This window comes from Streptomyces sp. NPDC037100 (assembly GCF_055606225.1).
In genome coordinates, this window is record NZ_JBVJSX010000003.1 from 704562 (window position 1) to 725322 (window position 20761).

A 20761-nucleotide genomic window follows, 5' to 3' on the forward strand; every position below is an offset into this window, starting at 1 on the left:
GTGTGAACGCCCGGCCGTCGCCGCCCGTACGAATGGGGAGGGAATGGGCAATGCCCTCGCGCACCACCGGAGGTACCGGGCCCGTGGCCATCACGAACAGAGCCCCGCAGGACAGCGGTGAGCGCGACGACGCCGAGAAGGCTCCGGGCAGGGGCACCGGGGCGGGCCCTCGCGGGAACGCCGATACGGGCCCTCGCGGGAACGCCGATACGGGCTCGGGCGGGGTAGCCGATACGGGCTCGGGCGGGGTAGCCGATACGGGCTCGGGTGGGGACGTCGGGGCGGGCCCGGGGCGGGATTCCGATACGGGTCCGGGCGGGGACGCCGGGACCGGCCCGGGCAAGGAGGAGGCCCGGTATCTCAACTCGCCCCTCCTGCTCACCCTTCTGCTGCTCACGGCGGTGATGTTCCAGGACCCGATCCGCGGTGCCCTGGCCGCACCGGTGATGCAGAGCTGGATGACGGTGTTCGTCGCGGTCATGGTCCAGGCGCTGCCGTTCCTGGTGCTCGGGGTGCTGCTGTCGGCGGCCATCGCGGTGTTCGTGCCGCCGTCGTTCTTCGCCCGGGCTCTGCCCGAGCACCCGGCCCTCGCGGTGCCGGTCGCGGGCGCGGCGGGCGTGGTGCTGCCGGGCTGCGAGTGCGCGTCCGTGCCGGTGGCCGGCGCTCTGGTCCGCCGCGGGGTCACACCGGCGGCGGCCCTGGCCTTCCTCCTGTCGGCGCCCGCCATCAACCCGATCGTGCTGACGGCGACGGCCGTGGCGTTCCCCGGCAACCCGGAGATGGTCCTGGCCCGCTTCGTCGCGAGCCTGCTGGTGGCCTGCTCGATGGGCTGGCTCTGGCACCGCCTCGGCCGCACGGACTGGCTCCGTCCCCCGGCCCGCGCGTCGCACGAGGGGCAGGGCAGGGGAGCGGCCTTCTGGGGCTCGGTCCGCCACGACGTGACGCACGCAGGCGGATTCCTGGTGATCGGCGCGATGGCCGCCGCCACCCTGAAGGCGGTCGTCCCCGCGCAGTGGCTGAGCCTCGCGGCCGGCCACCCCGTGCTGTCGGTCCTGGTCCTCGCGGTCCTGGCCGTCCTGCTCTCCATCTGCTCGGAGGCGGACGCGTTCGTGGCGGCGTCCCTGACCCAGTTCTCCCTGACGGCCCGTCTGACGTTCCTGGTCGTCGGTCCGATGATCGACCTGAAGCTCTTCGCGATGCAGGCGGGCACCTTCGGCCGCGCCTTCGCCCTGCGCTTCGCCCCCGCGACCTTCGCCCTGGCCGTCGTCGTGTCGGCCCTGACCGGAACGGTCCTGCTGTGAACCGCCTGGCCCAGACGGCCCTCCTCTTCCTGCTCGGCGCGACCCTCCTGCACGCCGCCACGACCGACCTCTACCTGCGTTACGTCAAAGAGGGGCTGCGCCCCCTGGTCCTCCTGGCGGGCGCGGTCCTGATCGCCACGGCGGCGGCCACCCTCTGGTACGACCGCCGCAGCGCCCCCACGCACGACCACCACCGCGAACCCCGCGTCTCCTGGCTCCTCACGCTCCCGGTCCTCGCCCTGATCCTGGTCGCCCCGCCGGCCCTGGGCTCCTACAGCGCGGCGCACACCGGTACGGCCCTGACGAAACCCTTCGGCTTTCCGGCCCTCCCCACCGGCGACGCGCCCCTGCGCCTGGCCGTGGCGGACTACGCCGGCCGCGCGATCTACGACGACGGCCGCGCCCTCCACGACCGCGAGTTGAAGATCACCGGCTTCGTCACCCTGGACCGGACGGGCGCCCCCTACCTGGCCCGCATGGGCCTCAACTGCTGCGCCGCCGACGCCCAGCCGGTCAAGATCGCCCTGACGGGCAACACCCCACCGGTCCTGAGGCCGGACACCTGGCTGGAGATCACGGGCACCTACACCCCCCGCCGCACCAAGGACCCCGTCAACAACGGCCCCATCCCCTACCTCGAGGTGACGACCGCGAGGCCGGTCCCCACACCGCACGACCCGTACGACGAGACGTGGAACTCCTGAACTGCGGTGTGGAGCAGTCTTTTTGGGGTAATCGGACGACACCGCTGACCAGCGAGGGGTAGGCATGACCACACTCCGAGGCGAGCGCACGGCGGACCTCGGCCGGCCGCTTCCGCCCGAGGCGGCCCGCGAGGAACTGGCGAGGGCCGACCACCGAGCGGGCCTGACCCTGGCCACCCTCGGCGCCGCCCTGGCCGCGCTCCTCACCGCGATCACCGCCGGGGTCATCACCCCCGCCCAGTACGCCGCGGTCCCCCAGCTCCTCCTCTGGACCGGCTGCGCGGCCTGCGCCCCGTCCCTGGTCCTGCTGAGCCTGGCGAGGACGCCCCACCCGGCCCCGACCGCCGACATCCCGCCGCAGCTGCTGACCCGGACCACCCGCGTCAAGCACCGCCGGATTCGGCACGCGATGACATGGGGGGCGGCGTTCCTCGCCCTGACCCTCGCGGGGACGCTGGCGGGGGTGCTCTCCTAGGCTGCCCGCCGGATCACCGACCGGCGCGCGGGGCCGGGGATGTGCCCCCCCGGAAGCCGCTCCGACCCGCGGGGCCGGGGATGTGCCGTCCCCGGGAAGCCGCTCCGACCCGGTTTGGAGTGCGGCTGGAGTCTCGCTCGCGAAGGTATCCAGGGCCGTCGCTCGTGGGGACGGCATCTGTAACTCTCGGCGAAGAGACCGCGAACGTCTCGAGACTCGTGACGGGGAGTTCCGCATGCCCAATGCCGTTTCCTGTACCGACCCTGCGGCGGAAGCTGCCGTTCCGTCCTTCGAAGCCGCCACCGGAACCCTCCTTCGCCAGTTGGTGCTGGCGGCCGGGCCGCTGACCGTGCTCCAGATCGGCTGCCCGTACGCCTCGTGCACCGCCGGGCTCGCGGCCGCGATGAGCGAGAACGGGCACGGCCGGGTCATCTGCTGCGAGCCGGAAGCCGTACGTGCCGAGGCGGCCGCGACGGCGGTCGAGAAGGCCGGACTCGGACGGTACGCGGACGTACGGGTGGGTCGTCCCGAGCGGTCGCTGGCGACCGTCCCCGGGCCGGTGGACCTGCTGCTGCTCGGCGGCCCGCCGGAGTCCTTCCTGCGGCTGCTGAAGCTGGTGGAACCCAGGATGCTGCCGGGCGCGGTGGTGGTGGCCCTCGGCGTGCGGGACGTGCCGGCGCCGTGCGCGGAGTTCCTCGCCCATGTCCGGTTCTCCGGCGGCGGCTACGTGTCGCTGCCCCTTCCCTTCGACGGCGGCGTGGAAATGGCCGTCCGAGCCGCCTGACACCTCCGTGCCGCCTGACCGCATCCGTCTCGACTGACGCATGCGCGCCGCCTGACCGCATCCGCGCCGGCCGCCCTCTAGGAGTGCCGTGTCCCTTCGTCCGTTCGATCCGGAGTTCCTGCCCGAGGGACACCCCGACAAGAAGACCGTCCCGCCTCGCGTCACCGCCCCGCGCGCCGTCTGGCGAGGGCTGGTGCGTTACCTGCTGCTGCCGGCGTACCGCGCGCTCGTGGCCCTCGGCTCCGTGCACGTGGCCGTGCTCTGGCACCCGGAGTTCGGGCCCGTGTGCGTGCCGCCGCGGCAGGAGCAGCCCGGCGGGCAGTCCGGCGGGCAGTCCGGCTACAGGGCGTTTCGAGCGGGTCTTGAGAGCGGGCCGGAAGCCTGGCCCGGGCAACCCACTCGCCCTGTTCCGCCAGTTCCACCGGCTTTCCCGGAGAATCGAGGAGATCTGTGATGAGCGACGTACGACTGGTCGGCACCTGGACCACGCAGTTGGACGACGACGGCAAGGCGGTCCCCGGGCTCGTCAGCTTCTCGGCGGACGGCACGGTCGTCTCCACCCAGCTCAACACGAAGAACATCGGCCTGGGCACCTGGCGTGTCACGGGCCCGGACAGTTTCGAGTACGGCTTCCACATCCTGGCCGCCGACCCCGAGGGCAACCACGTGGGGGAGGCACACGTGCGGGTGTCGGGCGAGTTCGTCTCGGACACCGAGTGGCAGGGCACCGGCGGTGCCGAGTTCTTCGACCCGCAGGGCACCAAGCTGCGCGGGCACGCGGGGTCCAAGGTGACCGCCGGCAAGTTCGGCATCGACGACTGATGCGGGCGGCGGCGCTGCGGGACCGGCTCGACGGGGACCTGGTTCTGCCGGACGAGGCGGGCTTCGCTCTGGCCCGGCAGCTTCAGAACACCGAGTACGACACGATCGAGCCGTACGCCGTCGCGTACTGCGCCTCCGAGCGGGATGTCGCGCTGTGCGTGCGGTACGCCCGGGAGCGGGGGGTGCGGCTGCACGTCCGGGGCGGCGGTCACAGCTTCAACGGCTGGTCGACCGGTGAGGGGCTGGTCGTCGACCTGTCCCGGATGAACCACGTCGTCGCCGAGGGGCCCGTGGTGCGGCTGGGGGCGGGCGTCCAGTCGCTGGACGCGCTGGACGCCCTGCGGACCCAGGGGCGGCAGCTCGTCACCGGGACGTTTCCCACGGTCGCCGCGGGCGGATTCCTGACCGGCGGCGGGATCGGCTGGCAGACGCGGAAGTTCGGGCTGGGCAGCGACCGGGTCGCCGCGGCGCGTGTCGTGCTCGCGGACGGCAGGACCGTCCGCTGCTCGCCCACGGAGGAGCCGGACCTGTACTGGGCGTCGCGCGGTGGCGGCGGAGGCACCTTCGGGGTGGTCACGGAGTTCGAGGTGCGCTCCATCGACGCGCCCGCCCTGACCGGCTTCGAGACGCTGTGGGCGTTCGACGACGCCGTGGAGGTGCTGACGGCCTGGCAGGAGTGGGCCGTCGACGGCCCCGACGAACTCGGCACCTCCCTGGTCGTGCTGCCGGGCATGTTCGGGCCCGGCGGGCGTCCGGTGGTCCGGGTCTGGGGGGTGCACCTGGGGCCGGACGAGGCGCTGCGCGACGGGCTGGACGAGCTGGTGGAGCGGGCCGGGTGCAAGCCGTTGAGCAGGACCGTCGGTGCGCGGGGCGGCTACGCCGAGGTGATGCACGAGGCGCTGTGCGGCTCGAAGTCGGTGTCCCGGTGCCGTCGTACGGGCACCGGGCCCGAGGCCGAGGGGCACCGCCACCCGTCCACCCGGCAGAGTTACCGGCTCACCGGCCGGTCCGCGACCCGGGCGGAGTCGGCGGCGCTGCTCGACGCCTGGGACCCCGCGCTCGACGCGGCGGGGCAGGAGCGCTATCTGCTGTGCATCGCCCTGGGCGGTGCGGCGAGCCGGGTGCCGGGCGGCGCGACCGCCTACGCGCACCGCGACGCGCGGTTCCTGGTCGGCTATCAGTTCGCCTGCCGCGAGGCGGTGACGGACCCGGCGGCACCGGCGCGGCTGACCGCGCTGGCGGACCGTGCGGCCGCGGCACTCACGCCGCTCGCCTGCGGCTCGTACATCAACTTCCCCAGCTCGCGGGTGGGCGAGGACTGGGAGACGGAGTACTTCGGCGCGAACCGGACCCGGCTGCGCGCCGCGAAGCGGGCCTACGACCCGGAGGACTTCTTCCGGCACGCGCAGAGCATCGGCCGTGCCCCGACGACCGAGGTGGACTCATGAGGACGGATCTGCGGAACAAGGTCGTGCTGGTCACCGGCGCCTCCTCGGGGATCGGCCGGGCGACGGCCGTGGCGTACGGGGAGGAGGGGGCCAGGGTCGCGATCACGTACCACAGCGACGAGGACGGGGCCCGGGAGACGGCACGGCTGGTGACCGAGGCGGGCGGGACACCGCTGGTGGTGCGCTACGACCTCGCGGACGAGCGCTGCATACGGGACGCCGTCGGGCGGGTCGCCGAGGAGTGGGGCGGCATCGACGTGCTGGTGGCCAACGCGGTGGTCTGGAGCGAGGCGATCCCGCGGCCCGGGCAGCCGGTGCCGCGCTTCGAGGACGTCCCGGCGAAGCAGTGGCAGGAGGTGCTGCGCACGTCCGTCGATGCCGTGTTCCACACGCTCCAGGCCGTGCTGCCGTGGATGCGCGGACGGCCGTGGGGCCGGATCGTGCTGCTCGGCGCGGGCCTCGCGGACACCGGCAAGGCCGGGGCGGGGGCCTACGGCGCGGGCAAGTCCGCGCTCTTCGGGCTGATGCGCAGCCTGGCCTGGGAGCTGGGGCCGGACGGGATCCTGGTCAACATGGTGGTGCCCGGCCAGACCAGCACCGAGACCGTGCGGGCGCATGTGCCCCCGGGCTTTCTGGAGGAGAAGGGCAAGACCCTGCCGTCGGGCCGGATGTCCGCTCCCGAGGACGTGGCCCGGGCCGTCACCTTCCTCGGCTCGGCCGCCAACGGCAACACCAACGGCGAGACGCTCCGCGTGACGGGCGGCGCCTGACGGGCCGGACCGGCGTCCGCCCCGGTACGGGCCCCGTCGCATTCCAGGGATCTGGGAGTGCGGCGGGGCCCGCCCCCTTTTCCGGCCGGTGCTTGCGCCCGGTGTCGAGTTGTCCTGGACGGTGTTTCGAGAGGCCCGGGTCACCGTGTGGGGCATGGAGATTCGTAGCCTCGACGGCGATGAGCCGGCGACCATCGCCGCGTTGCTTCCCGGGTTCCGGGAGACCATGAGTCTGGAACTGCCCGGGGACCCGCCGGTGACGGAGGCCCTGCTGGCGCGGCTGTTCCAGCGGCGGCACGGGACGGAACGGATCGTGCTGGCCGCGTACGACGGCGGCACCCCGGCCGGTGTGCTGAAGCTCGGGCTGGATCTGGGCGACCCGAGCGGGCCGGGACACGGTTCGCTGTGGGTGTTCCCCGGCTTCCGGCGGCGCGGTGCCGGCCGGGCGCTGGCGGCCGCGGGGCTGGCGGCGCTGCGGGAGCGGGGGCGGGACCTGCTGCTCGCCGACGCTCCGAGGGCGGTGGCCGGTGAGCGGTTCGCGGCCGGGCTCGGAGCCGAACTCATCGGCGAGAGCGTGCGCCATCGGCTCCGTCCGGCCGGGCCCGCCTCGGCGGTGCTCCGGGCCGCGGCGGCCCGGCCGGTGCCCGGGTACCGCCTGGTGGCGTGGCGGGGGCCTTGCCCCGACGACCTGGTGGAGTCCTACGCGCGGGCCTGGAGCGGGCTGGAGGAGCGGGTCAACGGCCAGGCCAGGATCCGGCGTCCCTCCGCCGACGACGTACGGGCGCGGGAGGCCGAGGCGGAGCGGGCCGGGCATCTGCCCCACGTGGTGGCGGCGCTGCCCGAGCACGGCACCGCGATCGTCGGGTACGCCACCTTGTTCGTGCGCGACAGCCCGATGGCGGACGGCGGCGAGACGCTGGTGCTGCCGCAGCACCGGCGGCGCGGTCTCGCCACCTGGCTGAAGAGCGAGCTGCTGCTCGGGGCCGCCCGGGAGAACAGCCGGCTCGCGCTGGTCCAGGTCTTCAACGACACCGCCGACACGGCTGTCGTCGCGCTCAACCGGAAGCTCGGCTTCGAGGCCGATTCGTACTGGTCGACCTACGCGCTCAAGGCCTGAGCGGTCAGCACCCCCGGATCCGCCCCGACCCCCGAGTCCCGATCGAGAGCCGAGCGAGAGGAACCCATGACCACCGTGATCCCTGCCGGGCAGCGCACCCGCAACGCCGAGCTGATCCGCGAGCTGTACGGGACGCTCTACCGCGAGCGCCGCTTCGAGGAGGCGGATCGCTTCTTCCACGCCGACCACGTCGAGCACGACCCGGCCCACTGGCGGACGTCGGACCGTACGTTCCCGGCGCTGCGCGCGGACGTCGACCACCTGGTGGCCGGCAACGACCGGGTGATGCTCTTCGCGACCTGGACCGGACGCTCCCGGTCGGGCGCCGAACTCCGGTTGCACACCGCTGAGTTGTACCGTCTGGCGGACGGCAGGGCCGCCGAGCACTGGAACGTGGTGGACCGCGACGTGCTCGTCGCGCACGGCGTGGACGGCGGACCGGACCGGAGCGGTCAGCCGGCCGCCCCCGGTCTGCACGGCCCGCACAGCGACACCGAGCGGGCCAACGCGGAGCTGGTGCTCGGCGCGTATCGCGACGTCTTCAGCGAGCACCGGCTGGACCTGGCCGAGCACTACTACCACCAGGACTACCGGCACCACAACATGCGTACGGACGCGGTGCCGGACGGGCTCGACGCGTTCAAGGCGTTCTTCGCCGACAACATCGCCGCCTTCCCCGACCTGGTCACCACCGTGGACCACATCGTCGCCGCCGACGACCGGGTGATGGTCTTCGTGACCTGGACCGGCACGCTCACCGGCGCGTGGAGCGGAGGCGGCCCCTCCGGGCTGCCTCTGGAGATGCGTACCTGCGACCAGTTCCGGATCGAGCGCGGGAAGGTCGCGGAGCACTGGGAGGTCGTGGACTACCTGGCCCTGGGACGGGCCGGACTGCCGACCCCGTGAACCTGTGCCCGAGCCTGATCACCCAGAGAGGGACCGTGTGATGACCTCCGCTTCCGACCGTTCCGACAGCGCACCCGTACTGATCGTCGGCGGCAGCCTCGTCGGGCTGTCCACCGCTGTGTTCCTGGCCCGGCACGGGGTCCGGTGCACCCTGGTGGAACGCCATCCGGGCACGTCCATCCATCCGAGGGCCGTCGGCTACTACCCCCGTACCGGGGAGCTGCTGCGGCAGGCAGGGGTCGAGGACGCCGCCGTACGGGAGGCGTCCGGCTTCGCCACGCACCGCACCCGGGCCGGAGTGACCTCGCTGGCCGGTGAGGTGCTGTTCAGCAAGGAGGAGCTGGAGGGCGACGACGATCTGGGCGACCTCACCCCGTCCCGGCTGCTCCTGCTGCCGCAGGACCGGCTGGAGCCGCTGCTGCGGGACCGGGCGGTGGAGCTCGGCGCGGACCTCAGGTTCGGTACGGAGCTGGTGTCCTTCGCGGAGGACCCGGAGGGGGTCACCGCCGTTCTCGACGACGGCGCCGGTGGCACCCGTACCTTCCGCAGCTCCTACCTGGTGGCCTGCGACGGGCCGCGCAGTACCGTCCGGGAGGCGCTGAAGGTGCCCCGGCAGGGGCGCGGGGTGCTGTCCCGCCATGTCAGCATCGCGTTCGGCGCGGATCTGCGCCCGGTGCTGGGGGACCGCCGCTACAGCGTGGTCCATGTGCAGAACCCCCAGGTCACGGGCATCCTCGTGCATGACGACACCTTGACCGGGGGCACGCTCATCGTCGGGTACCGGCCCGAGGACGGGGAGAGCCTGGAGGACTTCACCGACGACCGCTGTGCCGAGCTGGTGGGGGCCGCGGTGGGAGCGCCGGGGGTCGAGGTGACGATTCGTTCGCGCTTCCCCTGGGACATGGCGGAGCAGGTGGCCGAGAGGTTCGTGCACGGCAGGGTGCTGCTGGCCGGGGACGCGGCGCATGTGGTGCCGCCGACCGGCGGCTACGGGGCCAACACCGGTATCGCCGACGCCCACAACCTCGCCTGGAAGCTCGCCCTGGTGGTCGGGGGCGTCGCGGGGGCCGGTCTCGTGGAGACGTACGACGCCGAGCGACGGCCCGTGGCGGTCTACACGGCCGAGCAGGGATCCCTCCAGCTCGCCCTGCGTTCCGGCAGCGCGACCGCGGAGCAGCGAGCGGCCGTCGCGGACGCGGTGACGGTGACGTCCGGCCAGGCCTACCGGTCCGCCGCGGTGGTGGCGGAGCCGGGCGGCGCGGACCTCCCGGTGGCCTCCGATCCGCGGGCGCTGCGCGGGGCGCCGGGCACCCGGGCGCCGTACGTGGAGCTCGTGCGCGGCGGTGAACCCGTGTCCACCCTCGACCTGTTCGGGCGGGACTTCGTCCTGCTGACCGGGGAGATGGGCCGCGAGTGGATCTCGGCGGCCGTCGCCGTCTCCGCCGAGCTGGGCGTGAAACTCACCGCCCGCCGGGTGGTGCCGGGGACGGACGCCGGGGCGGGCACGCTGGCCGACCCGCACGGCGGCTGGTCCGAGCGTTACGGCGGTGTGCGCCCCGAAGGGGCCGTGCTGGTACGGCCGGACGGAGTCGTCGCCTGGCGGTCACCGGGCGCGGATCCCGGGGGTGCGGAGGCAGCGGCGCTGGGGGCGGTCCTCAGGGGCGTGCTCGGTCGGGGCTGACAGGCCCCGGGCGCATCCGCGCTTCGGCGGGGGTGCGCCCAGCGTCCGGGGGTGCGCCCAGCGTCCGGGGGCCCCAGCGTCCGGGGGTGCGCCCAGCGTCCGGGGGCCCCAGCGTCCGGGGGTGCGTCGCGGGCCGGGCCGGGGTGGCGGGGGGCGTCCTCGGCCCGGCGGTTGCTGTTCCCCGCCCGCCCCGGTCAGGGGTGCGGGACAGCGTCGAAAGGCGGCTCCGCCGCGGGGCGCGACCAGTGACGACCCACCCGCCCACGCCCTACGACCGCACCCGGCCCGCCCGTCGCCGGCTACGCGGAGCCGTCGTGCTGCAACTCGCCCACGGAGTCCACGTACTTGATCAGCAGGCGGGCGAATTCGAGCCGCTCGTCCTCCGGCCAGTCCTGGGTGATGCGTTCGAAGGCCGCGCGCTGGTGGCGGCGGAAGCGCGCGAGCGTCTCGTGCCCCTCCGGGGTGAGCTGCAGGATCGTACGGCGGCCGTCGCGCTGCGAGGCCGCACGGATCAGATAACCGGCGGAGATGCAGTCGGAGACCATCCGGCTCGCCACGGAGGGGTCGACCGCGAGCCGCTCGCCCACGACACCGACGGTGATCTCCTGGCCCTCCTGGTCGGGCCCGTCCTGCACGATGTTGAGCACCAGCGTCCTGGTGAAGTCCTTGCGGGACACCTGCTTCTCCACATTCAGCACCTGCGCACGCCGCAGTCGGGAGAAGGCGGGACCGACAGCGTCGAGCAGATCCGCTGCCCGCGGCGGGGGCTGAGTCGAAGTGTCCATGTCCGCATTCTAAGCGAGTTGATTACGGCAGACGAGCATCTGTATGCTCTCAATCGACTGCATGACATTAAGCATATACCTGTAAGCGAACATCTATCGAGGGGGAACCTCATGTCCCAGTCCGTGCCACCCGAGCACTCCGATCGCGACGTCGAGATCGCCTACGACACCGACGTCGACTTCGACGTGCTGATCGTCGGCGGGGGCCCCGTCGGCATGCTGCTCGCCTCGGAGCTCCGGATCGCCCGCGTCCGGGCGGTCGTGCTCGAGCGGCTGCCCGAGCGCACCCCGCACTCCAAGGCCTTCGGGCTGCACGCCCGCTCCCTGGAGTCCCTCGACCGGCGCGGCCTGCTCAAGAGGTTCCGCGAGGGGGCCCGCTCCTGGAACAACGGTCACTTCGCCGGCCTCGACGAGTGGGTCGACTTCTCCACCCTCGACAGCGCCCACGGCTACGCCCTGCTCTCCGAGCAGACCCGGACCGAGCGGCTGCTGGAGGAGCGTGCCGCCGAGTTCGGCGCCGAGATCCGGCGCGGTCACGAGGTCACCGCGATACGCCAGGACGCCGACGGCGTCGAGGCCGAGGTGACCGGCCCCGACGGCACCTACACGCTGCGCACGCGGTACGCCGTGGGCTGCGACGGCGGCCGCAGCCTGGTCCGGCAGGAGGCGGGCATCGCCTTCCCCGGCACCGGCGGCCGGGTCACCGCCCGGCTCGGCGACGTGATCCTCGCCGACCGCGAGAACGCCCCCATGGGCATGGAGCGCACCGAGCGCGGCCTGCTGTTCTGTGTGCCGCTCGACGACACCTACCACCGCGTCTCCACGTTCGACTTCGAGGCCGACCGGGAACCCGGGGCGGAGCTCACCCTGGACGAGCTGACCGCCAGCCTGCGCGAGATCTGGGGCGACGACCTCGGTGCGCACGCGCCGCGCTGGCTCTCCGTCTTCACCGACTCCGCGTGCCAGGCGGACCGCTACCGCGAGGGCCGGCTGCTGATCGCGGGCGACGCCGCCCACACCCACTTCCCGGTCGGCGGCCAGGGCGTCAACCTCGGTCTCCAGGACGCCTTCAACCTCGGCTGGAAGCTCGCCGCCGCGGTGCACGGCTGGGCTCCCGAGGACCTGCTCGACAGCTACGACCGGGAGCGCCAGGCGCCGGCCCGCAAGGTGCTGGCCAACACCCGCGCCCAGATCGCGCTGATGAACCCGGACCCGTACGTCACCCCGCTGCGCGAGCTGTTCACCGACCTCATGCGCACCGAGCAGGTGAACCGGTACCTCGCCGAGATGCTCAGCGGCGTCACCGTCCGCTACGCGCTCGACGGCCCCGAGCACCGGCTGCTCGGCGACTTCGCCCGCGACCTGGAACTGAGGACCGAGGACGGCGTCCGGCCCCTCCCCAAGTACCTGAAGCGCGGCACCGGTCTGCTGCTCGACCTGACCGGCGACTCGCTGATCGGCCAGGTCCACGAGAAGTGGGCCGCCGGCGTCTCCTGGGCCGGCCGGCTCCAGCACGTCCGGGCCGAGTGCGCCGAAGAGCCGCAGCTGGCCGGTCTGCTGGTCCGCCCCGACGGCTACGTCGCCTGGGCCGCGGACCGGGACATGCCGGAGCCGGAGCTGCGGGAATCGCTGACCGCGGCCGTCACCACCTGGTTCGGCACCGTCTGACGAAGAGGCCGGAAGGGCCGGAGGGGGCGCCTCCCTCCGGCCGCTACGGCCCCTTCCCCACCCCCCACATCGCTTGTGCACGTGAGAGGAAGCAGTGAGCAATCCCCCCTGGTCGCAGGAGTTACTGGAGAAGAGCGACCTGATCACCCCCATGGCCATCAGGGTGGCCGCCACCCTCGGACTCTCCGACCACATGGCCGCCGGAGCGGTCACGGTCGAGACGCTGGCGCGGGAGGTGAACGCGGACGCGACCGCCCTGGGCCGTCTCCTCGGGCACCTGGTCAACGCCGGCATCTACCGCACGCTCCCCGACGGGGGCTACGAACCGACCGACCTCGGTGTCCTGTTGCGCGACGACGTCCCGCAGTCGGGCCGGGACTGGCTCCGCCTGGACGGCCCGACCGGCCGGGGCGAGGCCGCGGTGTTCCGCCTGCTCGATGCCGTGCGCACCGGCGGACCCGTCTACTCCGCGCTGTACGGGCAGGAGTTCTGGACGGACGTCGAGTCCGACGGCGCGCTCGCGGAGGCCTTCGCCCGGCGGATGGCGGCGAGCATGCGCTGGGTCGTCCCCGAACTGCTGGCCCAGGGCGACTGGCAGACCGTCCGCCATGTCGTGGACGTGGGCGGCGGCAGCGGTGACCTGCTCGCGGCCGTGATCGACGCCACCCCGGGCGCGCGGGGCACACTGCTCGACCTGGAGGCGCCCGCCGCGGCGGCCGAGCGGGACTTCGCGGCCGCCGGCCTCCAGGAACGCTGCCGGTCGGTGGTCGGCAGCTTCTTCGACCCACTGCCCGCCGACGGCGACGTGTATCTGCTGTCCAACGTCCTGCTCAACTGGCCCGACGACCGGGCGGTCGAGATTCTCCGGCGCTGCGCCGAGGCCGTACGTCCGGGCGGCCGGGTCATGGTCCTGGAGGGTCTGCTCGACGTGCAGACCGACCAGACGGATCTGGACCTGCGGATGCTCATCTACCTGGGCGGACGGATGCGCACCACCGAGCAGCTGCGCGAGCTGGCCGCCGGTGCCGGGCTCGCCCTGCGCCGCGTGGTCGACCTGGGACCGGTGCGCTCACTCGTCGAACTCACCCGGGCCTGATCCGGCTCGCTCTCCCCCACCCCCTTCTCGTGCAGGCAGGCCTGACAGGACTTCCCCCGTCCTGCCCGCACGCGAACGACAGAGACAACAAGGAAAAGAAAGAAGGAGTACGTCCATGCGTATCGTCCGACACCACGAGTTCGGTGCCCCCTCGGTGCTGCGGCTCGAAGAGGCCGAAAAGCCCACCCCCGGACCCGGCCAGGTGCTGATCCGCGCCGAGGCGGTCGGGGTCAACTTCGCCGAGTGCCAGCGCCGTCAGGGCATCCCGGTCGGCGGTCCCGCCACGCTTCCCGGCTCGCCCGGCGGTGACGTCGCGGGTGTCGTGGAGCAGCTCGGCGAGGGCGTCGACCAGGTGAAGGTCGGTGACCGCGTGGTCACCGGCGTCGCCGCCGACGGGTACGCCGAGTACGTCGTCACCCAGGCCGACTGGCTGTTCGCCGTCCCCGAGGGGATCGACGCGGGCCAGGCCACCTCGCTGCCCATCCCCGGCCAGACCGCCTACCACGTGATCGTCACGGCGGCGAAGCTCCAGCCCGGTGAGACCGTGCTGATCACCGCCGCCGCGGGCGGCATCGGCCATCTGCTCGTCCAGATGGCCAAGGCGCTCGGCGCGGGCCAGATCATCGCCGCCGCCCGCGGTGCGGAGAAGCTGTCCTTCGCCGCCTCGCTCGGCGCGGACGTCACCGTCGACTACAGCGAGGACGGCTGGGACGAGAAGGTGCGTGCCGCGACCGGCGGCCGGGGCGTGGACGTCGCCCTGGAGACCGTCGGCGGGGACATCCTCACCAAGTCCGTCAACCTCACCGCCCAGTTCGGCCGGACGGTCGTCTACGGCGCGGCCGGAGGCGAGCTGCCGGCCATCGACGTCGCCGACATCTTCGACAACCGCATCGTCATGGGCTTCAGCATGTGGGGCGTGATGGGCGGCAAGCCGGACGTCATGGCCCAGGGCGCCCGCGAGCTGCTGGACATGGTGACCTCCGGCAAGGTCCGTCCCGTCGTCCACGCCGAGCTGCCGTTGAAGGACGCCGCGGCCGCGCACGAGCTGATGGAGTCGCGCTCCCAGCTCGGCCGTGTGGTGCTCGTTCCCTGACACACCCTGATGCCGTGCATCGAATCACTGATGTGCGGTTGACAAGTGCATGCATGACAGCATGTAATTGCCCCACACCATGTAACCCGGATCCCTGGGCGGAGCCGCGCGACGACCTCCGCGGCTCGACAACACCTCCTAGTTGGGAGAACACCATGCGAATCGTCCGCCACTACGAGCACGGCGCCCCCTCGGTGCTGCGTGTCGAAGAGGCGGAGAAGCCGCAGCCCGGACCGGGCGAAGTGCTGATCCGCTCCGAGGCCGTCGGTGTCACGTTCGCCGAGGTCCAGCGTCGCCAGGGCATCCCGATCGGCGGCCACGCCACGCTGCCCGGCGCCCCCGGTGGCGATGTCGCCGGCGTCGTCGAGGCACTCGGCGAGGGCGTCACCACCCTCGGCGTCGGGGACCGTGTCGTCGTCGACGTCGACCACAGTGCCTATGCCGACTACGTGACCGCCGACGCCGCCTGGGCCATCACCATCCCGGACACCATGGACGCGGCCGAGGCCACCCTGCTGCCCAGCCCGGCCCAGACGGCGTACCACGCCATCAAGGAGTCCGGTCAGCTCAGAGCCGGAGAGTCGATCCTGATCGACGCCGCCTCCGGGGGTGTCGGCCACCTCGCCGTGCAGATCGCCAAGGCGATGGGCGCCGGCAAGGTCATCGCCACCGCCAGTACGCAGGCCAAGCTGGACTTCGTCCGCGACCTCGGTGCCGACGTCACCGTCAACTACACCGACGACGACTGGGACGACCAGGTCCGGGCCGCGACCGACGGCCGGGGTGTGGACGTCGTCCTGGAAACCGTCGGCGGCGACATCCTCACCAAGTCCATCGCCCTGACCGCCCAGTTCGGCCGGCTGGTCTTCTACGGCTCGGCCAGCGGCGACATCCAGCCCATCCACCCGCTGATGCTCAGCCGGATGAAGACCGTGGCCGGATTCGCCCTGTACGCCATGCTCTACAACAAGCCCGAGGCCATCGCCGCGGGACAGCGTGACCTGCTCGACATGATCGCCACCGGCAAGGTGCGCCCGATCGTCCACGAGCGGCTCGGCCTCGACGAGGCCGTCAAGGCGCACGAACTCATGGAGGCCCGGGCCCAGCTCGGCAAGGTCGTCCTCGTCCCCTGACGCGGGGCCGGCGACCCACCGCCTCCGACCCTCGTGGCCGGTCGCGACTTCCCCCGTTCGCGACCGGCCACTCGCCGTACGGCACGAGAGCTCTCGTGCCGTACGGCGCAGTCCACAGCAATCCCCTGACGGATCCCACACCGCAGCGACGCCGGCCGGCCACGGCCCGCGGGACGGGGATGGCACCCACTCCAGCCCGAAAGGCGAATCACCGTGCCCTCCCGGACCACAGGGGCAGACGGCCCGCTCACGACCGTCGGCGCCCCACCCCAGACCAGGATCAAACCCGTCATCACCGCCTGCCTGCTGGCCGTCTTCCTGGCCATGCTGGACTCGCAGATCGTGGCCACCGCGCTGCCCCGCATCGTCGGGGACCTCGGCGGTCTCGACGTCTTCGCCTGGGTGACGACCGCGTATATCATCGCCGCCAGCGTCACCACGCCCGTCTACGGCAAGCTCGGCGACCTCTTCGGCCGCAAGAAGATCTTCCTGATCTCCGTCGTGGTCTTCCTGGCCGGCTCCGCGCTGAGCGGCGCCGCCCAGTCCATGGACCAGCTCATCCTGTTCCGCACCGTGCAGGGCATCGGCGCCGGCGGCCTCTTCGTCTCCGTGCTCGCCATCATCGGAGAGCTGTTCAACCCGCGTGAGGCCGCCAAGTACTTCAACCTCTTCGGTATCGTCTTCGCCCTCGCGGCGCTGGCCGGGCCCGCCGTCGGCGGCGCTCTCACCGACCTGCTGAGCTGGCACTGGGTCTTCCTGATCAACCTGCCCGTCGGCATCGTGATCCTGGTGCTGGTCTCCACCTGCCTGCACCTGCCCCGCGCCGACCGCGTCGCGCGGATCGACTACACCGGCTTCGTCCTGCTCAGCGCCGCCATCGTCGCGCTCACCCTGGCCGCGAGCTGGGGCGGTGTGAAGTACGAGTGGCTGGACTGGCGGATCCTCGGGCTCGCCGCGTCGGCGGTGCTGCTCGCCGTGGCGTTCGTCGCCGCCGAGCGCCGGGCCCCCGAACCCGTCATCCCGCTGCACCTCTTCCGCGACTCCACCTTCAGCGTCAGCGTGCTGGTGAGCGTCGCGGCCGGCATCGTCTTCCTCGGCTCGGTCAACTTCCTGGCGATCTACATCCAGGTGGTCACGGGCGCGAGCCCCACCATGTCCGGAGTGGTGCTGCTGCCGATGATGTTCGGACTGGTCGCCTCCTCCGTCGTCAGCGGCGCGGTGATCACCAAGACGGGGCGCTACAAGTGGTACCCCGTGCTCAGCATGGCCATCGGCATCGCGGGGGCACTGCTCCTGGCCACCATGGACACCGGGACCCCCCGTGCCGTGGTCATCGCCTACATGCTGGTCTTCGGCGTCGCCGCCGGACTGAACATGCAGGTTCTCACCATGGCCGCGCAGAACACCGCACCCCGCAACGACATCGGCGCGGTCCACGCCACCGTGGCCTTCGCCCGGCAACTGGGCACCACCGTCGGCATCTCCCTGTTCGCCTCGATCTTCTACAACCGGCTCACCGAGGAGATCGCCGACCGGACTGCCCCGGGCGCCCTGCGCGGCATCGACCACGACGCGCTGAGCTCGACCGAGACACTGGACCGGCTCACCGAGCCCGTGCGCAACGCCGTGGAACAGGCGTACGCCGCCGCGCTCACCCCCGTGTTCCTCACCGCCGTACCGGTCCTCGTGCTGGGGCTGCTGGCCGCCCTGACGATGAAGAACCTCCCCCTGCGCGGGGAGCACCAGGGTGAGCCCCACCAGGACCACGAGGTGGCCGCCGAGGGGAACTGAGCTTCCCCACCCGCCGATGGAGAGCCGCCGTCCCGCACGGGACGGCGGCTCTCGTGCGTCGGCCTGCCGTGCCCCGGGCCGCCCTTCAGCGCCCTTCGAGCCCGAATCGACGGCTCGCGACCATCGTCGGCACTGCACAGCCGTACGACGCAGGACGCAGGCCGAGAAACAGGCAGAGGCAGACCAGGAGGCTCGTGTGACAACGACCGAAGACCCGCAGACGGCTCCGGCGGTCGACCCCGGACCACTGATCCGGCTGACCATCGCCGACTGCGCCGCCAAGGTGCTGCACAGCGCCGTCACCCTCGGCGTGTTCGGCGCCCTGGCCGAAAGCGCCGCCGACGCCGCCGAACTGGCACGGCGCACCGGGACACACCACCGGATGGTCCCGGACTTCCTGGACGCGCTGACCGGGCTCGGTCTGCTGGAGCGGACGGACAGCGGCTACCGCAACTCCCCGCTGGCGCAGGCCTATCTGGTGCCGGACTCCTCCTCGTACCTCGGCGGCTTCGTCGAGCTCACCAACGAGACCCTGTACGGCACCTGGGGCCGGCTCACCGAGGCGATGCGCTCCGGCGAGCCGCAGCACCTCGACCCGGACAAGGGCGGCTTCGTCGGGGACCGGCACAAGGACCCCGCCAAGATGAAGCGCTTCCTGGCGGGACTCGACGCGTACAGCGACCGGATGGGCGCCGAACTCGCCCGGCGTCTCGACTGGGACCGCCACTCCTCCTTCGTCGACCTCGGCGGCGCCCGCGGCAACCTCGCGGCCGTCCTGGTACGGGAGCACCCGCACCTGAAGGCGACCTGCTTCGACCTGGAGCGGACCCGGCCGCTGTTCACCGAGCACATCCAGGCCCTGGGCCTGACCGGCCGGGTCGCCTTCGCCGGCGGCGACTTCTTCACCGACCCGATCCCGCCGGCCGACGTCGTCGTCCTCGGCCACATCCTGCACGGCTTCGACACCGCCCGGCGGCGCGAGCTGCTCGGCCGGGTCTTCGAGGCGGTGCGGCCCGGCGGCACGGTCCTCGTCTACGACCGGATGATCGACGACGACCGCAGCGACCCGGAGCGGCTGCTCAGCAGCCTGCACATGCGACTGGTCAGCCCCGACGGCTCCGAGTACCGCATCGCGGACTGCCGTGCCTGGCTGCGCGGGGCCGGCTTCACCGACGGCGACGCACAGCCCCTGCTCGGCACCCACACCCTGGTCACCGCCCACAAGGAGGCAGCATGACGTCGCACCGGACCCCCGTTCTCATCGTCGGGGGCGGGCTGACCGGACTGTCCGCGGCCGTCTTCCTCGCCCACCACGGTGTCAGCGCCACCGTGGTGGAACGCCACCCGGACACCTCCACCCATCCCAAGGCCCGTGCCATCAACCCGCGGACGATGGAGCTGTACCGCGCGGTCGGCATGGAGGAGCGGGTACGAGCCGGGCGTTCCCCCATCTCCGGCAACACCGACCTGGTGCACGTCGAGAGCCTCGCCGGCAAGGAACGCGTACGGATGCCCAGCGCCTCGCCGGAGGACATCGGCCGGATCAGCCCCACCCAGTGGACGCTGATCGACCAGAACCAGCTGGAGCCGATCCTGCGGGAACGGGCCGTCGAGGCCGGGGCGGACGTCCGCTTCTCCACCCGGGTCGACGCGATCGAGGAGTACGAGGAGGACGGGGGCGGGGTCCTGGTGCGCGTCACCGACCTGTCCGCCGGGGAGAGTTCGCAGATCCACGCGCAGTACGTGATCGCGGCGGACGGCAGCCGCAGCCCGCTGCGCGAGATGCTGGGCATCGGGGCACACGGCCGCGGCACCATCACCAACCTCGTCAGCTTCTTCTTCGAGGCCGACCTGACCGAAGCGCTGCGCGGCCGCCGGATCATCGCCGCGTACGTCAACAACCCCGAGGTGCGCGGCACGATCATCCCCATCGACAACGACCGCCGCTGGGTCATCAACGTCTCCTTCTTCCCCGAACAGGGCCAGCGCGCCGAGGACTTCACCGAGGAACGGTGCACCGCCCTGGTGCGCGCCGCGGTCGGGGTGCCCGACCTGCCGCTGAAGATCGAGTCGGTGGACATGCCCGCGTGGGACATCTCCGCGCGTGTGGCGGACACCTTCGCGACCCGCCGGGTGTTCGTCGCCGGGGACGCCGCCCACGTGATGCCGCCCACCGGGGCGTTCGGTGCCAGCACCGGCATCCAGGACGCGTACAACCTGGCCTGGAAGCTGGCACTGGTGCTGTCCGGCACGGCCGGCCCCGGGCTTCTGGAGAGTTACGACGCCGAGCGGCGGCCGGTGGCCGAGGAGACCGTGCGGCAGGCGATGCTGCGGTTCGCGGTGCGGGAGGGCAAGCAGTACCAGGAGGTCGCCGCCGAACTGGTCGACGAGACGACCATGACCTTCGGGTACTGCTACCGCTCCGGGGCGTTCGCCGCGGAGGAGGGGGCGCCCGACGCGATCGTGGAGGACCCCGCGCACCCCTCGGCGCGGCCCGGGGCGCGCGCACCTCATCTGCAACTCGCCGGGCCCGAGGGACCGGTGTCGGTCGTCGATCTGTACGGCGACGGATTCACCCTGCTCGTGGACGAAGCGGCGGGCCGGTGGACCGGGGCGGTGGAGCAGGAGGCCGCGCGGCTGGGGGCCGGTCTGAAGGTCGTGCGGATCGGACGGGGGACGCGGCTGTGGGACCAGGACGGGTCCTTCCGGCGGCGCTACGGGCTGCTGGCCGGGGGCGCGGTTCTGGTGCGGCCCGACGGGTTCGTGGGGTGGCGTACGACCGCGGGGCGCAGTGGGCCTGTCGACCAGGCGGCGATCGCCGCGTTGCGGGGGATTCTGGACCGGGTCTAGGCGCGACGGGGGTGCGTGCGGGGTTGCCCAGCGGCTGCGGCCCGGTGGGGGTTGGCCGCGCAGTTCCCCGCGCCCCTTGAGACGCGCTTCGCGCGAAGGTGGTTGTCGGGTGGCTGTGGGCCGGTGGGGGTTGGTCGTGCGGTTCCCCGCGCCCCTTGAGGCGCGTTTCGCGCGAAGGTGGTTGTCGGGTGGCTGTGGGCCGGTGGGGGTTGGTCGTGCGGTTCCCCGCGCCCCTTGAGGTGCGTTTCGCGCGAAGGTGGTTGTCGGGTGGCTGTGGGCCGGTGGGGGTTGGCCGCGCAGTTCCCCGCGCCCCTTGAGGTGCGTTTCGCGCGAAGGT

General features: G+C 72.6%; 19 protein-coding genes. 18 read left to right on the forward strand and 1 reads right to left on the reverse strand.

Annotation, left to right across the window (positions count from 1 at the left end; genetic code table 11):
* Positions 1–83: 83 nt before the first annotated feature.
* The 11 genes from ACZ7EG_RS13255 to ACZ7EG_RS13305 all read left to right on the forward strand — a co-directional run bounded on the left by ACZ7EG_RS13255 (position 84) and on the right by ACZ7EG_RS13305 (position 10008).
* Positions 84–1301 carry a permease gene (locus tag ACZ7EG_RS13255; protein WP_471076545.1) on the forward strand — a complete coding sequence of 406 codons (1218 nt, stop codon included), beginning with the start codon at positions 84–86 and terminating at the stop codon, positions 1299–1301.
* Entirely contained in the window at positions 1298–2005 is a 708-nt protein-coding gene (locus ACZ7EG_RS13260; RefSeq protein ID WP_471076547.1) for a TIGR03943 family putative permease subunit, read from the forward strand. Before ACZ7EG_RS13255 ends, ACZ7EG_RS13260 begins: the two co-directional genes overlap by 4 nt.
* A 64-nt stretch (positions 2006–2069) precedes the next feature.
* On the forward strand, positions 2070–2480 hold the full coding sequence (locus ACZ7EG_RS13265; protein ID WP_471076549.1) for a Pycsar system effector family protein: 411 nt from the start codon (positions 2070–2072) through the stop codon (positions 2478–2480).
* A gap of 235 nt (positions 2481–2715) precedes the next feature.
* Positions 2716–3264 carry a class I SAM-dependent methyltransferase gene (locus ACZ7EG_RS13270; protein ID WP_471076551.1) on the forward strand — a complete coding sequence of 183 codons (549 nt, stop codon included), beginning with the start codon at positions 2716–2718 and terminating at the stop codon, positions 3262–3264.
* 88 nt (positions 3265–3352) lie between these two features.
* Complete coding sequence (locus tag ACZ7EG_RS13275) at positions 3353–3718, forward strand: hypothetical protein (protein WP_471076554.1); 366 nt, start codon at positions 3353–3355, stop codon at positions 3716–3718.
* Positions 3718–4086, forward strand: coding sequence for a hypothetical protein (locus tag ACZ7EG_RS13280; protein WP_471076557.1), 369 nt, complete (start codon positions 3718–3720; stop codon positions 4084–4086). Before ACZ7EG_RS13275 ends, ACZ7EG_RS13280 begins: the two co-directional genes overlap by 1 nt.
* Positions 4086–5534 (forward strand): FAD-binding oxidoreductase, encoded by a 1449-nt coding sequence (locus tag ACZ7EG_RS13285; protein ID WP_471076559.1) that lies wholly within the window; start codon positions 4086–4088, stop codon positions 5532–5534. The genes ACZ7EG_RS13280 and ACZ7EG_RS13285 overlap by 1 nt, the downstream gene beginning before the upstream one ends.
* Entirely contained in the window at positions 5531–6304 is a 774-nt protein-coding gene (locus ACZ7EG_RS13290) for an SDR family NAD(P)-dependent oxidoreductase (RefSeq protein WP_471076562.1), read from the forward strand. Before ACZ7EG_RS13285 ends, ACZ7EG_RS13290 begins: the two co-directional genes overlap by 4 nt.
* A 154-nt stretch (positions 6305–6458) precedes the next feature.
* Positions 6459–7421, forward strand: coding sequence for a GNAT family N-acetyltransferase (locus tag ACZ7EG_RS13295; protein ID WP_471076565.1), 963 nt, complete (start codon positions 6459–6461; stop codon positions 7419–7421).
* 66 nt (positions 7422–7487) lie between these two features.
* On the forward strand, positions 7488–8327 hold the full coding sequence (locus ACZ7EG_RS13300; RefSeq protein WP_471076568.1) for an ester cyclase family protein: 840 nt from the start codon (positions 7488–7490) through the stop codon (positions 8325–8327).
* 40 nt (positions 8328–8367) lie between these two features.
* A complete protein-coding gene (locus ACZ7EG_RS13305) occupies positions 8368–10008 on the forward strand; it encodes an FAD-dependent oxidoreductase (protein WP_471076570.1) in 1641 nt (546 codons plus the stop codon).
* A 299-nt stretch (positions 10009–10307) separates the two neighbouring features.
* On the opposite strand, the gene ACZ7EG_RS13310 is transcribed toward ACZ7EG_RS13305, so the two are convergent.
* The gene (locus ACZ7EG_RS13310) at positions 10308–10793 is read right to left on the reverse strand and encodes a MarR family winged helix-turn-helix transcriptional regulator (RefSeq protein WP_471076573.1); all 486 of its coding nucleotides are present in this window, start codon (positions 10791–10793) and stop codon (positions 10308–10310) included.
* A 111-nt stretch (positions 10794–10904) separates the two neighbouring features.
* On the opposite strand from ACZ7EG_RS13310, the gene ACZ7EG_RS13315 reads away from it, so the two are divergent.
* From ACZ7EG_RS13315 to ACZ7EG_RS13345, 7 genes are all read left to right on the forward strand, one after another.
* Positions 10905–12461, forward strand: a complete 1557-nt coding sequence (locus tag ACZ7EG_RS13315) for an FAD-dependent monooxygenase (protein ID WP_471076576.1) — start codon at positions 10905–10907, stop codon at positions 12459–12461.
* Positions 12462–12555: 94 nt separating this feature from the next.
* Entirely contained in the window at positions 12556–13557 is a 1002-nt protein-coding gene (locus ACZ7EG_RS13320) for a methyltransferase (protein WP_471076579.1), read from the forward strand.
* Between the two features lie 115 nt (positions 13558–13672).
* On the forward strand, positions 13673–14650 hold the full coding sequence (locus ACZ7EG_RS13325) for a quinone oxidoreductase family protein (RefSeq protein WP_471076582.1): 978 nt from the start codon (positions 13673–13675) through the stop codon (positions 14648–14650).
* A gap of 155 nt (positions 14651–14805) precedes the next feature.
* Complete coding sequence (locus ACZ7EG_RS13330; RefSeq protein WP_471076586.1) at positions 14806–15783, forward strand: quinone oxidoreductase family protein; 978 nt, start codon at positions 14806–14808, stop codon at positions 15781–15783.
* Positions 15784–15996: 213 nt separating this feature from the next.
* Entirely contained in the window at positions 15997–17574 is a 1578-nt protein-coding gene (locus ACZ7EG_RS13335) for an MDR family MFS transporter (RefSeq protein WP_471076589.1), read from the forward strand.
* A 196-nt stretch (positions 17575–17770) separates the two neighbouring features.
* Entirely contained in the window at positions 17771–18811 is a 1041-nt protein-coding gene (locus ACZ7EG_RS13340; RefSeq protein ID WP_471076592.1) for a methyltransferase, read from the forward strand.
* Entirely contained in the window at positions 18721–20424 is a 1704-nt protein-coding gene (locus ACZ7EG_RS13345) for an FAD-dependent oxidoreductase (protein WP_471077080.1), read from the forward strand. The genes ACZ7EG_RS13340 and ACZ7EG_RS13345 overlap by 91 nt, the downstream gene beginning before the upstream one ends.
* Positions 20425–20761 lie beyond the last annotated feature (337 nt).

Coding starts and splice junctions, on each gene's coding strand:
- ACZ7EG_RS13305 (WP_471076570.1), top strand. CDS start 8,368: ATGACCTCCGCTTCCGACCGTTCCGACAGCGCACCCGTACTGATCGTC.
- ACZ7EG_RS13285 (WP_471076559.1), top strand. CDS start 4,086: ATGCGGGCGGCGGCGCTGCGGGACCGGCTCGACGGGGACCTGGTTCTG.
- ACZ7EG_RS13310 (WP_471076573.1), bottom strand. CDS start 10,793: ATGGACACTTCGACTCAGCCCCCGCCGCGGGCAGCGGATCTGCTCGAC.
- ACZ7EG_RS13330 (WP_471076586.1), top strand. CDS start 14,806: ATGCGAATCGTCCGCCACTACGAGCACGGCGCCCCCTCGGTGCTGCGT.
- ACZ7EG_RS13290 (WP_471076562.1), top strand. CDS start 5,531: ATGAGGACGGATCTGCGGAACAAGGTCGTGCTGGTCACCGGCGCCTCC.
- ACZ7EG_RS13270 (WP_471076551.1), top strand. CDS start 2,716: ATGCCCAATGCCGTTTCCTGTACCGACCCTGCGGCGGAAGCTGCCGTT.
- ACZ7EG_RS13315 (WP_471076576.1), top strand. CDS start 10,905: ATGTCCCAGTCCGTGCCACCCGAGCACTCCGATCGCGACGTCGAGATC.
- ACZ7EG_RS13295 (WP_471076565.1), top strand. CDS start 6,459: ATGGAGATTCGTAGCCTCGACGGCGATGAGCCGGCGACCATCGCCGCG.
- ACZ7EG_RS13280 (WP_471076557.1), top strand. CDS start 3,718: ATGAGCGACGTACGACTGGTCGGCACCTGGACCACGCAGTTGGACGAC.
- ACZ7EG_RS13325 (WP_471076582.1), top strand. CDS start 13,673: ATGCGTATCGTCCGACACCACGAGTTCGGTGCCCCCTCGGTGCTGCGG.
- ACZ7EG_RS13300 (WP_471076568.1), top strand. CDS start 7,488: ATGACCACCGTGATCCCTGCCGGGCAGCGCACCCGCAACGCCGAGCTG.
- ACZ7EG_RS13265 (WP_471076549.1), top strand. CDS start 2,070: ATGACCACACTCCGAGGCGAGCGCACGGCGGACCTCGGCCGGCCGCTT.